This window comes from Pseudoxanthomonas sp. LjRoot206 (assembly GCF_056175725.1).
In genome coordinates, this window is the sequence record NZ_JBGFFI010000006.1 from 245,850 (window position 1) to 261,023 (window position 15,174).

General features: G+C 62.4%; 14 protein-coding genes. 3 read left to right on the top strand and 11 right to left on the bottom strand.

Features of this window, described 5'->3' with window-relative positions:
• Nucleotide 1: 1 nt before the first annotated feature.
• The 11 genes from AC04MD_RS18750 to AC04MD_RS18800 form a co-directional block, all read right to left on the bottom strand.
• Nucleotides 2–304 (bottom strand): hypothetical protein, encoded by a 303-nt coding sequence (locus tag AC04MD_RS18750; RefSeq protein WP_475498721.1) that lies wholly within the window; start codon nucleotides 302–304, stop codon nucleotides 2–4.
• The gene (locus tag AC04MD_RS18755) at nucleotides 301–576 is read right to left on the bottom strand and encodes a hypothetical protein (protein ID WP_475498722.1); all 276 of its coding nucleotides are present in this window, start codon (nucleotides 574–576) and stop codon (nucleotides 301–303) included. Before AC04MD_RS18755 ends, AC04MD_RS18750 begins: the two co-directional genes overlap by 4 nt.
• Before the next feature lie 10 nt (nucleotides 577–586).
• Nucleotides 587–1,540 carry an alpha/beta hydrolase gene (locus AC04MD_RS18760; protein ID WP_475498723.1) on the bottom strand — a complete coding sequence of 318 codons (954 nt, stop codon included), beginning with the start codon at nucleotides 1,538–1,540 and terminating at the stop codon, nucleotides 587–589.
• The gene (locus AC04MD_RS18765) at nucleotides 1,537–3,771 is read right to left on the bottom strand and encodes a TonB-dependent siderophore receptor (RefSeq protein WP_475498724.1); all 2,235 of its coding nucleotides are present in this window, start codon (nucleotides 3,769–3,771) and stop codon (nucleotides 1,537–1,539) included. Before AC04MD_RS18765 ends, AC04MD_RS18760 begins: the two co-directional genes overlap by 4 nt.
• A 254-nt stretch (nucleotides 3,772–4,025) precedes the next feature.
• On the bottom strand, nucleotides 4,026–4,625 hold the full coding sequence (locus AC04MD_RS18770) for a NapC/NirT family cytochrome c (RefSeq protein ID WP_475498725.1): 600 nt from the start codon (nucleotides 4,623–4,625) through the stop codon (nucleotides 4,026–4,028).
• A 3-nt stretch (nucleotides 4,626–4,628) separates the two neighbouring features.
• Nucleotides 4,629–5,195: a nitrate reductase cytochrome c-type subunit gene (locus tag AC04MD_RS18775; protein WP_475498726.1), complete on the bottom strand. Its 567-nt coding sequence runs from the start codon at nucleotides 5,193–5,195 to the stop codon at nucleotides 4,629–4,631.
• Between the two features lie 10 nt (nucleotides 5,196–5,205).
• Complete coding sequence (napA, locus tag AC04MD_RS18780) at nucleotides 5,206–7,698, bottom strand: periplasmic nitrate reductase subunit alpha (protein WP_475498727.1); 2,493 nt, start codon at nucleotides 7,696–7,698, stop codon at nucleotides 5,206–5,208.
• Complete coding sequence (locus tag AC04MD_RS18785; protein ID WP_475498728.1) at nucleotides 7,682–8,005, bottom strand: chaperone NapD; 324 nt, start codon at nucleotides 8,003–8,005, stop codon at nucleotides 7,682–7,684. Before AC04MD_RS18785 ends, napA begins: the two co-directional genes overlap by 17 nt.
• On the bottom strand, nucleotides 8,002–8,514 hold the full coding sequence (gene napF / locus AC04MD_RS18790; protein ID WP_475498729.1) for a ferredoxin-type protein NapF: 513 nt from the start codon (nucleotides 8,512–8,514) through the stop codon (nucleotides 8,002–8,004). The genes AC04MD_RS18785 and napF overlap by 4 nt, the downstream gene beginning before the upstream one ends.
• Before the next feature lie 3 nt (nucleotides 8,515–8,517).
• A complete protein-coding gene (napE, locus tag AC04MD_RS18795) occupies nucleotides 8,518–8,730 on the bottom strand; it encodes a periplasmic nitrate reductase, NapE protein (protein WP_475498730.1) in 213 nt (70 codons plus the stop codon).
• A gap of 252 nt (nucleotides 8,731–8,982) precedes the next feature.
• Nucleotides 8,983–10,227, bottom strand: coding sequence for a molybdopterin molybdotransferase MoeA (locus AC04MD_RS18800; RefSeq protein ID WP_475498731.1), 1,245 nt, complete (start codon nucleotides 10,225–10,227; stop codon nucleotides 8,983–8,985).
• A gap of 154 nt (nucleotides 10,228–10,381) precedes the next feature.
• Here AC04MD_RS18800 and hemN point away from each other — a divergent pair, with 154 nt between their 5' ends.
• The 3 genes from hemN (at nucleotide 10,382) to AC04MD_RS18815 (ending at nucleotide 15,025) form a co-directional block, all read left to right on the top strand.
• Nucleotides 10,382–11,779 (top strand): oxygen-independent coproporphyrinogen III oxidase, encoded by a 1,398-nt coding sequence (gene hemN / locus AC04MD_RS18805; RefSeq protein ID WP_475498732.1) that lies wholly within the window; start codon nucleotides 10,382–10,384, stop codon nucleotides 11,777–11,779.
• A 19-nt stretch (nucleotides 11,780–11,798) separates the two neighbouring features.
• On the top strand, nucleotides 11,799–12,554 hold the full coding sequence (locus AC04MD_RS18810; protein ID WP_475498733.1) for a helix-turn-helix domain-containing protein: 756 nt from the start codon (nucleotides 11,799–11,801) through the stop codon (nucleotides 12,552–12,554).
• Between the two features lie 197 nt (nucleotides 12,555–12,751).
• On the top strand, nucleotides 12,752–15,025 hold the full coding sequence (locus AC04MD_RS18815; protein WP_475498734.1) for a nitric-oxide reductase large subunit: 2,274 nt from the start codon (nucleotides 12,752–12,754) through the stop codon (nucleotides 15,023–15,025).
• Nucleotides 15,026–15,174: the final 149 nt, after the last annotated feature.

The following is a 15,174-nucleotide window of genomic DNA, read 5'->3' on the forward strand; positions in this document are numbered from 1 at the left end:
CCTACCCCACGCCCATGCGCACGCACCACAGCAGCGCGAACGCCAGCGCGTTCGCCGCCCCCAGCCACATCCATGCGCGCAGGCTGTCGCGGAACAGGAAGACGGACGCCAGCACCGCGCACCAGACCGGCGCGATCCACCACATGACGAACTGGATCTTGCCGCCGCCACCGTCGATGCCGCCCGGCCCCAGCCAGGCGAACAGTCCGGACGTCGCCAGCGCCAGCCCGAAACCGAGCACGACACCCGCGCAGGTCTTGCCGAACCAGTGGCGGCTCTGCAACCGCTCGCGGGGCGCGCTCATCGCGTGCCACCCCGGCGGCGCGCCCGCCACGCACCCACGAACGGCGCCAGCGATGCCACCAGCATCACCAGCACCAGCCACGCGGAGACGGCTTCCAGCGCGCCCATCAGCGGCCACGCCAGCACCAGCGACAGCAGCAGGCACAGCGCACCGGGCCACCCGCTCCGCCAGGGGCCCTGCACGCGCCACTGCTGCTGCGGCGAGGCCAGATAGAGCAGCCACACGCCTGCCGTGCCGCTCAGCGCGGCCAGTGCGACGAGCCAGGGATTCATCGGCCGCTCCTCATGGCGCGCTGTCCGCAACGGCATCCAGGAAGCGTGGCAACGACGCCCCCAGCGTCTGTCCATGCGACAGGCCGGGCAACGTGTCCCACACGACATGCACGCCCCGTGCGCGCTGACGTGCCGCCATCGTCTCCGTCGCATCGGGCGGCACGCTGGCGCGTGCCTTGCGCATGGCATCGAGCGCCGCGGGGTCACGCGCCGGGGCAGACGGGCCCGGCGTCGCCGTACGCGGCGCGGCTGCGTCGCCCGTCCACAGGTGCAGCGTCGGCGGCGCGCCTTTCCACGGCAGGGCCGCGGCCTCTTCCTGCAGCAGGCGGCCATCGCCCCACCACAGCGACGGATCCGCCGCGCCGTAGCGGGCAAAGGCGTCCGGCCGGGTGAACAGCGCATGCAGCACGAACACGCCGCCGTAGGAATGTCCCCACAGCGCCTGCCGCGATGCATCGATCGGGGCGAGCCCCGCGACCTGCCTGCGTGCTTCTCCGGCCAGCAGGTCGAGGAACGCATCCGCACCGCCGTTGCGGCGGGAGCCGAGCGGATCGCGTTGCGCGTCCTCTCCGCCGGGCCGGCGCGGCGTGTAGTCGTAGGCACGCGCGTCGCCGTCGATACGCAGGTCGTTGTCGTGCGCGACGAACACGATCACCGGTGGCGACGCGGCCTGCGCCACGCGCTGCAGCGTCGCGGCGTCGATGTCCATCAGCGCGGCATGACCGTCGAGCAGCCACACGGCCGGATAACCGGACGGCGGCGCGGGACGTTCGGGGATCGCCACGCGCAGCCGATAGCGGCGGTCGCTGTCCGGCGCCTGCAGTGCGAGCGCATGGAAGCGGTAGCCGGCCACCTGCGTGTCGGCCACCGTCGCGCCGATCCTGCGCGTGGTATCCGGCTGCGCCATCGCCGGTGCGGCGATGGCAGCCGCCACCAGCAGCAGGCCACGCAGTGCGCGGATCACCAGCTGAATCTCGCCGTCAGGGTGACGGTGCGGCCGGTGCCGTAGTAGCACGACGACACGCCTCCGCAGGTGGACACGTACTGCTTGTCGGACAGGTTGCTGACGTTCAACGCGAACTGCGTGCCCAAGGTGCCGATGCGGCCGACGTCGTAGCGGATCGCCGCATCCCACAGCGTGTAGGACGGAATCAGGTACAGGTTGGCGCTGTCGCCGTAGCTCTCGCCGTTGTAGCGCACGCCGGTCGCCAGGCTCAGGCCTTCCAGCGCACCCGCGTGGAACGTGTAGTCGGCCCACAGCGCGGCGGTCCAGTCCGGCACCATCGCCAGTTCCTTGCCGAGATAGCCGTTGTTGCTGCGGGTGATCTCCGACTCCATCCAGGCGGCCGCACCGATCACGCTGAAGCCATCCAGCGGCGTCACCCGGCCCTCCAGTTCGACGCCGCGCACGCGGCCTTCGCCATCCTGCACCTGGCACTGGCTGGTGCCGGTGGTGCCGCAGGTCATGTGGGTGGGGTCCGGATCGTTGGTCAGGATATTCTGCTGGCGCAGGTCGTAGGCGGACAGCGTCACCAGGCCATCGAAACCGGATGGCTGGTACTTCATGCCGGCCTCCCACTGCTTGCCGGTAATGGGATCGAAGGGCGTGCGCGTGAAGCTGAGGTTGGTGTTGCTGCCCGACGGCTGGAACGACTCGGCGTAGCTCAGGTACGGCGTGAAGCCGTTGTCGGCGACGAACAGCACGCCGGCGTTGGTGGTGAAGGATTCATTCTCCACGCGCGTGGGGACGCGCGCGCCATAAACATTCGTGACCGCGTTGTAGGACTGCGTCCAGGTGTCGTCCTTGGTCCAGTCGTAGCGCCCGCCGACGGTGAAGCGCCACTTGTCCAGCGCGATCTGGTCCTGCAGGTACACGCCCGTCTGGCGATTGAGGCCACCGGAATAGCTGATGCCGGTGGTGACCGGCACGTAGTTCGAATAGACCGGATCGAAGATGTCGATCGGCACCGGATTGGCCATCGCGCCACGCGCGCCCTCCCAGTCGGCCTTCTGCCAGTCCACGCCGAACAGCAGCGTGTGCTGGAGCGCACCGGTGGCGAACTTGCCGGTCAGGCGCGTATCCACGGTCTCGCCCTTGGAATCGCCCGTTCCCCACGTGGCGCGGCGGTTCTGGGTACGGCCGTCGGCATTCAGCCCGCCATTGGTCACCACCGTGCGGAACAGCGACTCCACATCGGTGCGGCGCGCACTCTGGCTGAGCGCCCAGTCCTTGTTGAAGCCGTGTTCGAACAGATAACCCGCCGTCCAGATGGTGCGGTCGTAGGTGTTCCAGCCGGGCTCGCCGATGAACGTGGTGTTGTCCATGCGGCCGTAGGGCGTGGCCACCAGCGTGCCGGCCATCGGCAGGAACTGGTAGGTCGAACCGCCGTCGTCGCGCTGGTACAGGCCGAGCAGCGTCAACCGCGTCCGGGCGGCGATCTGGAAGGTGTAGCTGGGCGCGAGGAACCAGTGCTGCTGTTCCGTATGGTCGATCTGCGTGTCGCCGTCGCGGTACAGGCCGACCAGCCGGAACAGGTGGCGGTTGTCCTGCGTGCCCGCACCGGCGTCGAACGCCGTGCTGGCCTGGCCGTGTCCGTCGATGCCGACGCGCAGGATCTGCTCCTGATCCGGCTGCGGCGTCTTGCTGACCTGGTTCACCATGCCGCCGGGAGCGACCTGGCCGTACATCACCGCGGCCGGGCCCTTCAGCACTTCGACGCGTTCCAGGTTCCAGCTGTCGACCATGGTGCGGTTCCACTGGCTGCCCTGCGGCGCGCGCATACCGTCGACGGTGACGTTGTTGCTCCAGCTGCCGGCGTCGAAGCCGCGGATGCGGAAGTCGTCGACGCGGTTGTCGATGCCGCTGCTTTCTAGCGACACGCCCCCGACGTAGCGCATCGCCTCGTTGAGGGTCTGCACGCCGCGCGCGTCGAGCTCTTCGCGCGCGATCACCGAGATCGACTGCGCGGTCTCGGCGATGGAGGTATCGGTCTTGGTGGCGCCGGACGTGTGGGTGGTGGTGCGGTAGGCGTTGACGCGCACGGCATCAAGCGTGGTGACGTCGGCGTCCTTCGCCCCGTCGGGTGCGGAGGCCGCGTCCTGCGCGGCGGCGGCCAGCGGCAAGGCGAGCAGCACGGACAGGGAAAGGGACAGCGGATTACGCGCGAGTATGCGTGGCGAGCGGATGCGGGACACAGAGCCAACCTATTGAGTGGGAGTTGGCTGACTACGAACACGCAGCGGCTACTGGCACCAGTTTAGCAGATGAGAACTATTCGCAATTGATCTGGATCAATTCGTCAGCTAATGGGGGGCTTAGCGGCCAACACTACGACACTACCTCTGGAAGTGCGTTCGATGGCTTGTCCGCAGTGAGAACCCACCGTGTCCCGATGCGACCCTCAACGTCATATAGAGAATTGGTAATAGCTCTAACTACCCACCAGCTACTACCCTTGCGGCACGCCATCCATATTGGGCAGGTGGTGGGCAACGCCCTTATGACAGTCGATACAGGTCTTCTTGCCCGTCCCAAGCCATAACTTGTGTACTTGCGCTGCGCGTGATCCCTGCCGAGTGAGGTCCATTGACTCGTAGTCATGGCAATTGCGGCACTCCAGCGAATCATTGGCCTTTAACCGGTTCCATTCGTGCGTCGCCAATATGAGGCGCTCGTCCAAGAATTTTTCGCGGGTATTGATCGTGCCGAAGACCTTGCCCCACACCTCTTTAGAGGCCTGCATCTTGCGTGCAATTTTGTCGGTCCAGTTGTGGGGCACATGGCAGTCCGGGCATGTGGCTCGCACACCGGAGCGATTGCTGTAGTGGATGGTGGTTTTCAACTCCTCAAACACATTGTCCTGCATCTCGTGGCAGCTGGTGCAGAATGCCTCAGTGTTGGTCGCCTCCAATGCTGTATTGAAACCACCCCAGAAGAACACACCCGCCAAGAAACCGGCCACTGTGAGAAAGCCAAGGCTGTAGTGACGGCTGGGCAAGCGCAGGGTGCGCCAGAATGCAAAGCCTTCCTGTTTCATCCGTGACCACATGGCCTACTCCTCAACTACTGGAGGGGCCGACAAAACGCTGTCGACATCTCGAAACTGGTTGGCGACCAGGACCGGCGCATCAGTCTGGACCACGTGGCACTGGTTGCAGAAGTACCGGCGGGGTGAGATGGCTGCGAGGAATTGGTCGTCGCGATCCATGTAGTGCGTCACGCTGACCGGCGGTGCTTGGAAGGTGGCAGCATTGGCGCGCGCGTGGCAGAGCATGCAACGGTTAGTGTTTTTATCCACTTGGTAGCCATCGATCGAATGCGGGATCGTGGGTGGCTGCATTGGATAGGCACGTGCCCGTTTGAGGTCCGTGTTCTCAACGCGCGCGAGCAACGGAGGATGGCCCTCCTGATCGATCGGTACACCCCTTCGGATTGCATCGATCTGCCCTGCACCAGGTATGAAAACCGCCCGCGCATCAACGGGCACTGATCCTGCGGGCACAGGCGTTTCGTGACGATCCGGGGGGTTGGGTCGGCCGACCATCCATCCAGCAACAAAGACCAAGGCCATCAACAGTCCGGTAAGCCCCACTGCAATCCACAGGTGTTTGTTCTGCATGGCGAGTCTCCTAGGCAGCGACGACCTTGACCGCGCACTTCTTGTAATCGGTCTGCTTGGAAATAGGGTCGGTCGCATCCAGCGTGACCTTGTTGATCAGCTGGCCCGCATCGAACCACGGCACGAACACCAGGCCCCGCGGCATGCGATTGCGACCACGCGTCTCCACCCGCGAACGCATCTCGCCGCGGCGTGATGCGACGATGATCTCATCGCCACGCTTGAGGCCGCGCGCCTTGGCATCATCAGGGTTCATGAAGACCACGGCGGCGGGGAACGCCTTGTAGAGCTCCGGCACGCGCATCGTCATCGAGCCGGAATGCCAGTGCTCAAGCACGCGCCCGGTCACCAGCCACAGATCGAATTCCTCGTCAGGTGACTCGGGCGGCGGCTCGTAGGGCAACGCCCAGATCACCGCCCTGCCATCCTTGTTGCCATAGAACTGAAAGCCGGTGCCGGGCTTGACGTACGGATCAGCGCCTTCCCGGTAGCGCCATCGGGTTTCCTTGCCCTTGACCACCGGCCAGCGTAGTCCTCGCGCCTTGTGGTAGTCATCGAACGGCGCCAAGTCGTGTCCATGGCCGCGCCCGAAGGCGGCATATTCCTCGAACAGGCCCTTCTGCACGTAGAACCCGAACAGCGCAGACTCGTCATTGGCGTAACCACGTTCGATCTGCTCGGTGGGGAACCGATCCACGTTGCCGTTGCGGTACAGCACATCAAAGAGGGTTTTTCCCTTGTACTGCGGATTGGCGGCCAGAAGCTCGGCTGGCCAGCATTCGTCGGTGGTGAAGCGCTTGGAGAATTCCATCAGCTGCCAGAGGTCCGAACGCGCCTCGCCCGGCGCCTTAACCAGCTGGTGCCAGAACTGCGTGCGACGCTCGGCGTTGCCGTAGGCGCCCTCCTTTTCCACCCACATCGCGGCAGGCAGGATCAGGTCGGCCGCCTGCGCCGTCACCGTCGGGTAGGCATCAGAGACGACGATGAAGTTGTCGGGATTGCGGTACCCCGGCCAAGTCTCTTCGCGCAAGTTGGCTGCCGCCTGCATGTTGTTGTTGACCATGACCCAATACGCGTTGAGCTTGCCGTCTTTCAATGCCCGGTTCTGCTCGACGGCGTGGTAGCCGATCTTCGGGTTGATGGTGCCGTGCGGAAGCTTCCATATCTCCTCGGCATGCTTGCGATGCTCTGGATTGGTAACCACCATGTCAGCCGGCAGGCGGTGACTGAATGTCCCCACTTCTCTCGCGGTGCCGCAGGCCGAGGGCTGGCCGGTCAACGAGAACGGACTATTGCCGGGGGTGGCGATCTTCCCAGTCAACAGGTGAATGTTGTAGACCATGTTGTTGGCCCAGGTACCCCGGGTGTGCTGGTTGAAGCCCATGGTCCAGAACGACATGACCTTGGTTTTTGGATCGGCGTAGAGTTGGGCCAACTGTTCCAGCCAGCCGCGCTCTGCGCCCGACATCTCAACCGCCTTATCCAGCGTGTACGGTGCGACGAAAGCCGCAAACTCCTCAAAGCTGATGGGCTGGCCGCCGTTTGGATCGTCGGCATTTTTTGCCTTCAACTGAAGGGGATGTTCCGGGCGCAACCCATATCCAATGTCATCGTTACCACGCTTGAAGGTGGTGTGCCTGCTGACAAAATCCTTGTTGACCTTTCCGCTTTGAATGATGTGATTGGCGATGTAGTTCAGGATTGCCAGGTCGGTCTGCGGCTTGAAAATAAGCGGAATGTCGGCCAGTTCGAAGCTGCGATGCTCGAAGGTTGACATCACCACGACCTTGACGTGCGGATGCGACAGCCGGCGATCAGTCACCCGCGTCCACAGGATCGGATGCATCTCGGCCATGTTCGAGCCCCACAGCACAAACGCGTCCGCGGCTTCGATATCGTCATAGCAACCCATCGGTTCATCCATGCCGAAGGTGCGCATGAAGCCGGTAACCGCCGATGCCATGCAATGGCGCGCATTCGGATCGATGTGGTTGCTGCGGAAGCCCGCCTTCATCAGCTTGTTGGCAGCGTAGCCTTCAAAGATCGTCCACTGGCCCGAGCCGAACATGCCGATGGCATCGCTGCCTTTTTCTTTCAAAACCCGTTTGAACTGCGCCGCCATGACGTCGAAGGCCTCGTCCCACTCCACCGTGGTGAAGTCGCCATCCTTCGCATAAACGCCGTTCTTCTTGCGCAGCAGTGGTTTGGTGAGTCGGTCAGAACCGTAAAGGATCTTCGACAGGAAATATCCCTTCACGCAATTGATACCGCGGTTGACTTCCGCATGGACGTCACCGTGCGTGGCCACCACACGTCCATCCTTGACCGCGACGTTCACGCCACAACCGGTGCCGCAGTAGCGGCAAGGCGCCTTATCCCATTTGAGCTTGGTCAGGTCGCCTTCGGTCACGACATTGCTGCCGCTGCCAGTGAGCGGCAGACCTGCCGCAGCTGCAGCCGTTGCCAGCGCGCTATGGCGGATAAAATCACGACGCGTGCTCATGGGCTTCTCCACTGGCAGACAAGATGGACAGGGTCGGCAGCGGCTCATCGAGCGCGTGGGCCGGCTCGGCATGGTGGTACACCAAAAGCACGTTCAACACGCCGGGGACTGCTTGCAGCTGATCGACGCGTTCCATGACCGCGTGCCGATCGGCTGACTCGCAAATCACCACACTCCGTGTTTCGGCACGAAGCGCAAGTTCGAGATCGGCGCAGGTGGCGATTACTTCCGCTAGCTTGTCGCCGGCCGTTGGGCGATGCTGGATGACAAAACTGGCGATATGCACGTCGGGCACGAAGGCGTTCAAGCCACAGTCTCCATGGTGGGCATGTCTACAAGGCTGATGGCATCCACAGGACACGGCGCCACGCACGCCCCACAGCCCGAACATGCGGAAAGATCAACAGCAGGCGCACCACGTGCGCCCGGCAATATGCGTATGGCGGAGGCGGGGCACACTTCGCGGCAACTTGCGCAGACCACGCCTTGAGCTGACAAACATGTGTCCGCAACCTCTGCAACCAGGGTCCACGGCCGATCGTTCGCCGAAGAGAATGCGTCACTCTCACACGCCAATAGGCAAGCCTTACAAAACGTGCATTCTCCCGCCTGTGCATTAAAGCGTGGAAAACCCTCAGTATCGAGAGCCAGTACCTGCTCGGGACATGCATCTACGCACTTACTGCAGCGTGTGCATGCAGTACCAAAGGCGGGTTCGGGCTTGGCCCAGGGAGGGCGAAGGGCTGCAACAAGGGGAGCGTCGGCTTGTCGGCCGAGCAACAGTCGACGGCGTGACAGGGATGTGACCTCGACCATCGCCTACGGTCCGGTGGGTGGGCCGGCGAACACGAGCTGCCACATCCAGACGAGGAAACCATACCCTGCCACGATCATGACAGCCATCAACGGAAAGATGACAGCCGTGAGCAGTAGGAACGCCGTACGTTCCTGCTTCTTCGTGGCTACGATTGGCCCCTCGCTCTGCTCCACAATGCCTACCTTGCGGGTGGGTACAGGTGCATAACGCTGCATTCTCAGCCTATCACATAGCTGTGAGAGCTGTGTCACCTATGACCGCTATTCCCGAAGCCCCTCTTTTATATAGGTGGACGACCCCTGCTGGGCGTCCCTCCCCCAAGGTTCTTGCCCACTAGTAATCGGTATATCCAGCCCCTACATCTGGTTACCAGTTCATTGCCCGTGATTCTTGTTAGCGCTTACGGCTCAGCTCGATAAGCAACGCCCGCACGGACCCCACCCTTACTGGAATTCGCTTGAGCCATGTCAGGCATGCAGCCAAGGTAACGCGCCGAGGTGACCCAGCGAGTGCACCGCCACGCGCGCACCCGCCTCCAGACACTCAGCATCAGATGGCACACTGATCCACACCCTTGACCGAGAGAAGGGCACCAGTCGGAACGACGCCTGTGACGCTGCGGCGCACGCCTGCAGCCGACCTTGCTCATTAATCTGCAGCGTGCCATGCAAAAAGACATGGAGTCCGACACGCTTGTCACAGGCTGCGGCTAGGGGCAGTTTGCGATCCTCTTCCGAGGCCATGCCTAACCACGCACGGATAAGGGGTTCAGCGAAGAATCGCCAGCCGACCGCTGTTGATAGAGGATTGCCTGGAAGCCCGAGAAACACCGCCCCCTCGCGCAAACGCGCCGCCAGCACAGGCTTTCCCGGCCTGATGGCCACGCCATGGAACAAGATATCGGCACCTCGCGCGTTGAGCGCGGAAGGGACAAAATCGTAGCAACCCTTTGAAACAGCACCCGTGCTGATCACCAGATCGACGTCACCCGCCACGGCATCCACCGCCGCGTGGAAAGCCGCCTCATCGTCGGCTACCTGAAAAACCTGGATCATCTCTGCGCCGGCGGCGGCTGCAGCGGCGACCAAGTAAGGGGAGGTGGCATCGTGGATGCTGCCGGCCCTCAAAGGTGATCCAGCCACCAGGATTTCGCGCCCAGTGCCTATCAAGGCTACCCGCGGACGTCGTACCGCTGTCAGCAGATCAATGCCCGCACCGGCGAGCAGCATGAGTCCACCGGTCTCAACGAGCGCTCCTCTAGGTAGCAACACGTGCCCTTCCTGGACATCCTCGCCTCGTCGACGGATATTCGCACCGGGTTGTGAATCAGACAGCAGCCGTACGTGGATGCCGGACACCTCCCCGTCTTCAGGCAGCTGCTCGATACGCTCATAGGGTACGACCGAGTCCACGCCCTGCGGCAATGGTGCACCGGTCATGATCTCCCAAGCGGTACCGTCTACGGCCTGTGCGACGTCACCCGCACCGATGCGGCCGCCAATCCTCCATTGGCTGTTGGCCGGCGCACCCATTCCCTGCGTCACCAGGCCGACACCATCCATCGCAGCATTGTCGAACGGCGGTAGGGCGCGAGAGCTGACAATCTCGCAGCCGGTGACGCGTCCTGCAGCGTCGGCCAAACCCACGTGTTCATTGGGCAGGCGAACCACCCCCTCGCTGAGTCGATGCCACGCTTCGGGGTATCCAATCACATCCTCTCCCGCAGTTGATCCAAATTCTTGAAGTGTCCATCCCAGTCGGGACTGGAGCAGGCGCTTAGTTCACAATCCTGAAGCAGGATATGAATGTGGCGCCGATTGACTCATGTCAAGGACGATTCCACGGGTGAGCCGTAGGCTACGCTCCATGGACACCTTATCCTCCCTTTTCGACCCCGATCTGCTGCAACGGTACGATACGCCGGGGCCGCGTTACACCTCCTATCCCACCGCGCCGCAGTTCTCACCGGACTTTGACGAGACCGATTTGCGAAGCGTGGCGGCGATCAGCAATGGCGATCCCATTCCGCGCCCGTTGTCGCTGTACTTGCATATCCCGTTCTGCACCAGCCCCTGCTTCTATTGTGGCTGCAACCGCATCATCACTCGCGATACCGCCCGCGGCGCGGCGTATCTGACGCGTTTGTATCGCGAAGTAGCCTTGGTGTCGGCGCTGTTTGATCGCGACCGCGACGTGGAGCAGGTGCACTTTGGCGGTGGCACGCCCAACTTCCTGACCCCGTGGCAGATCGCTGAGGCGATGGACGTTCTACGTCGGCATTTCTCCTTTGCCAAGCCTCAGAAGCTGGATTGTTCCATTGAACTGGATCCGCGCTTCATCAGTCCCGAGGATGTGGGCGAATTGGCCAAGGCTGGGTTCAATCGTGCCAGTCTGGGGGTCCAGGATTTTGATCCTGAAGTCCAACGTGCTGTCAATCGCATCCAGAGCGTTGAGCAGACGCTAGCCATCATTGAAGCTTGCCGCACTCACGGACTGAAGTCGGTCAACGTCGACCTGATCTACGGGTTGCCGAAGCAGAGCCTGGCTGGCTTTTCCCGCACACTGGACATCACGTTGGAGGCCAGGCCCGACAGGCTTGCGATTTACAGCTACGCGCACTTGCCATCCATGTTCCGTCCGCAGCAGCGCATCAATGCCGACGAGTTGCCCTCGCCCGAGGTAAAGCTCGGCCTGCTCCAGTGCGCGATCGACAAGCTCGGCGAGGCCGGCTACGTCTACATCGGCATGGATCACTTCGCGCTCCCCGGCGACAGCCTGGCCGAGGCTCAGCGACGCGGCAGCCTGCACCGCAATTTCATGGGTTACACCACACATGCCGAGAGCGATCTTGTGGGCCTGGGCGTCAGCGCCATCAGTCACATCGGCCCGAGCTTCAGCCAGAACCCACGTGATCTTGGCAGTTGGGAGCAGTCCATCGACCAGGGCCACTTGCCGGTGTGGCGCGGCATGCGGCTGGAAGAAGATGACCAGATCCGCGCTGACGTCATCCAGCAGTTGATGTGCCATGGGACATTGAACTACAAAGAGCTTGGGCGCCGCCATGTGATCGATTTCACATCTTACTTTGCTGATGCCTTGGCGCGCCTACGTCCCTTGCAGGATGACGGGTTAGTACAGCTGAGCGAGGATGGCCTGCAGACGACCTCGCGAGGACGCCTGCTCTTGCGTATCATCGCCATGTGCTTCGATCGCTACCTACCCACCAACGCAGCTTCGACGCCCCGCTTCTCGCGCACGGTTTGACTTTCCCGGGAGTGTCCGCATGACCTCGCCGCTGGTCTTCCCGCGCACCGATGCAAGCATCGTCGCCGATGATGGCGATTCACTGACCTTCTGTTCCACCTGCGCGTTCTCGCAGGCCTGCCTGTCCGAGGGCATGGACAAGCGGGCGCTGATGGACCTGCATGTGCTGGTCGAACATGTCGGTCCACTTCGCGCTGGCGAGCACGTGTTCCGAGAAGGCGACCCGTTCGGCGCGATCGCCGCAGTGCGCGCCGGCACGGTAAAGACCTACCAGATTGACCGGAACGGGCACGAGCAGGTGCTCGGCTTCCACCTGCCGGGCGAAGTGATCGGCCTCAACGCGATCCACGGCGACCGCTATCCCTGCAACGCCATCGCCCTGGACACGGTGATGCTGTGCCGCTTCTCGTTCCCCAAGATCGCGATGCTGGCCACTCGCTTGCCCAATCTGCAGGTGCACCTTTTCAAGCTGATGAGCCGCGACATCGGTGTGGCCGCGCTGTTCGCACGCGATAACACGGCTGACGAACGCATGGCCGCCTTCCTGATCGGCTTCTCGCGCCGACTGGCCGCACGTGGCTTTTCGCCGCGCCGGTTCCAGCTGACGATGGCTCGCACCGACATTGCCAACTACCTGCGCCAGGCACCGGAGACGGTCAGCCGCGTGCTGCGCCGGTTCGAGAAGGAAGGCCTGCTCCACATCAAGCAGCGTGATGTAGAGATCCTCGATCTACCCCGCCTGGAAGCTCTCGCGCTGGCCGTACTGCGGGACTAGTGCATAGGCCGTGGATAGGGCGGCACCTGAGATCTGTCTTGACCTATTGCCGCTCAGCGCTGTCAAGGCAAAGTAGTAGACGAGTCGAGCAGATTTGGATGTGGATACCCGGAAGATCCTAGTGCGCTTGACTTGGGTCATGGAGCTCGCAGGTGGTTGCGCCGATGATGCGGCCGTTCCCCAACACGAGCTCTCTCATGAATTCGACACGCAAGCTATGGATTGGGTTGGCGACCCTACTCATAGCCTCGTTCTCCGTCCTGCTCTGGATCGGTAGTGAAACTTATCGCCAAGCGCCCCCCATGCCCGAACAGGTGGTCACCCCTGAGGGCCGGGTCATCTTCACGCGGCAAGATATTGAGACCGGTCGTCAGGTCTGGCAATCCATTGGCGGGCAACAGTTGGGCTCCATCTGGGGGCATGGCGGGTATGTTGCACCTGACTGGGGCGCGGACTGGCTGCATCGTGAAGCAGAGGCGGTCCTGGACATCTGGGCCAAGCGCGAGGAAGGCGTCGAAAGCTACAAGCAGTTGGACGAGGCTACCAAGGCGGCCTATGCCAAGCGCGTCCAAGGGCTGTTGCGCCCTAACAGCTATGATCCTGCCAACGGCACGATCACCATAACCGCTGATCGCGCTGAAGCGATGGCCAATGTCGGTGATCACTATCAGCGGCTGTTTGGCAATGATCCGTCTACAGCACAGCTGCGCGAGGCGTATGCCATGCGCAATAACACGGTGGCTGAGCCCGAGCACCGGCGCCAGTTGACCGCGTTCTATTGGTGGGCGGCATGGGCATCAGTGACGGAGCGGCCTGGCTCCAAGATCACCTACACCGCCAACTGGCCGCACGACGAGCTGGTGGGCAACACACCCGCCTCCAATCTGCTTATCTGGACCGTGTTCAGCGTCCTGTTTCTGATCGCAGGCATCGGTTTGCTGGGTTGGCATTACGCCACCAGCCACGGCGAGGAAATGGTGCCGGTGCTGCCGAAGAAGGATCCATTGGCATCGATCAAGGTCACGCCTTCCATGAGGGCCACCGCGAAGTACTTCTGGGTGGTCATCGCGCTGTTCCTGGTCCAGATTCTTCTGGGCGCGACCACGGCCCACTATCAAGTCGAAGGCCAGGAGGCCTACGGCTTCGCGCTGGCCGACATCCTGCCCTACTCGCTTACGCGCACCTGGCATACGCAACTGGCGGTGCTCTGGATCGCCACCGCGTGGCTAGGCATGGGGCTATACATTGCCCCGGCCATTTCCGGCCATGAGCCAAAGTTCCAGCGCTTCGGTGTGAACTTCCTCTGGACCTGCCTATTGATCATTGTGGTCGGGTCTTTCACCGGGCAATGGTTTGCGGTGATGCAGAAGCTTGGCTTGGCCAAGAACTTCTGGTTCGGTCACCAGGGCTGGGAATACGTAGACCTCGGACGCTTCTGGCAATGGTTCCTGTTCGTGGGTCTGCTGGTATGGCTGACCTTGGTCGGTCGTGCTCTGTGGCCTGCGATTCGCAGAGGCGACGATTCACGCTCGATCGTCGGTCTGCTCTTCCTCTCCGTGGTATGTATTGGTCTGTTCTATGCGGCCGGCCTCATGTGGGGTGAGCATACACACCTGTCGATGGTCGAGTACTGGCGCTGGTGGGTGGTCCATCTGTGGGTCGAAGGCTTCTTTGAAGTGTTCGCGGTAGCAGTCATCGCGTTCCTGTTTACGCGCCTGGGTTTGCTGCAGGTCCGTAGCGCGACACTGACCGTCCTGTTTGCCACCATCGTCTTCATGGCCGGCGGTGTGCTCGGCACGCTTCATCACCTGTACTTCACTGGCACGACACCGTCTGTGATCGCGCTCGGCGCGAGCTTCTCCGCCTTGGAAGTGGTGCCGCTGGCGTATGTCGGCTTTGAGGCTTATCACAACTACAAGCTGGGTAAAGCCACGCCCTGGATGCAGAAATACAAGTGGCCGATCATGTTCTTCCTGGCTGTTTCGTTCTGGAACCTGGTGGGCGCCGGTCTGTTTGGCTTCCTCATCAATCCGCCGCTGCCGCTGTACTACATGCAGGGCCTGAACTTGACTGCCAACCATGGTCACACGGCGATGTTCGGTGTGTACGGCATGCTGGGGATCGGGTTGATGCTGTTCTGCTTGCGCGGCCTGAAGCCAGATGTGGCATGGAACGAGAGGCTGCTGAAGACGGCTTTCTGGGCGCTTAACCTCGGCTTGGCGGGCATGGCGGCCTTCACCCTGCTGCCGCTGGGCATCCTTCAGTTGATCGCCTCGGTGGATCATGGTTACTGGTACGCACGATCGGCCGAATTCATGCAGCAGCCCATCGTGGAGATGCTCGTCTGGATGCGCGTGCCTGCCGATACCCTCTTCAGCGTGGGCGCGGTAGCGCTGGCCTGGTTCGTGTTTCGCCTGTGGGTGGCCCCGCAGCGCGAGCGTCTGCCCGCCGCGCAGCCTAGCGAGGCGTAATCTTGACCCTGCCTCTTCGCGAGGGAGGCAGGGTTAACTGCTGCACATTGCAGCAAGAGAGCCGCGATAGCGGCTCTCTTTTTTGCGTAACGAGGATGATTAAGTCCCTTTACGTGTACTCGAACGTCTGAACATGTTCAGATCAAGAA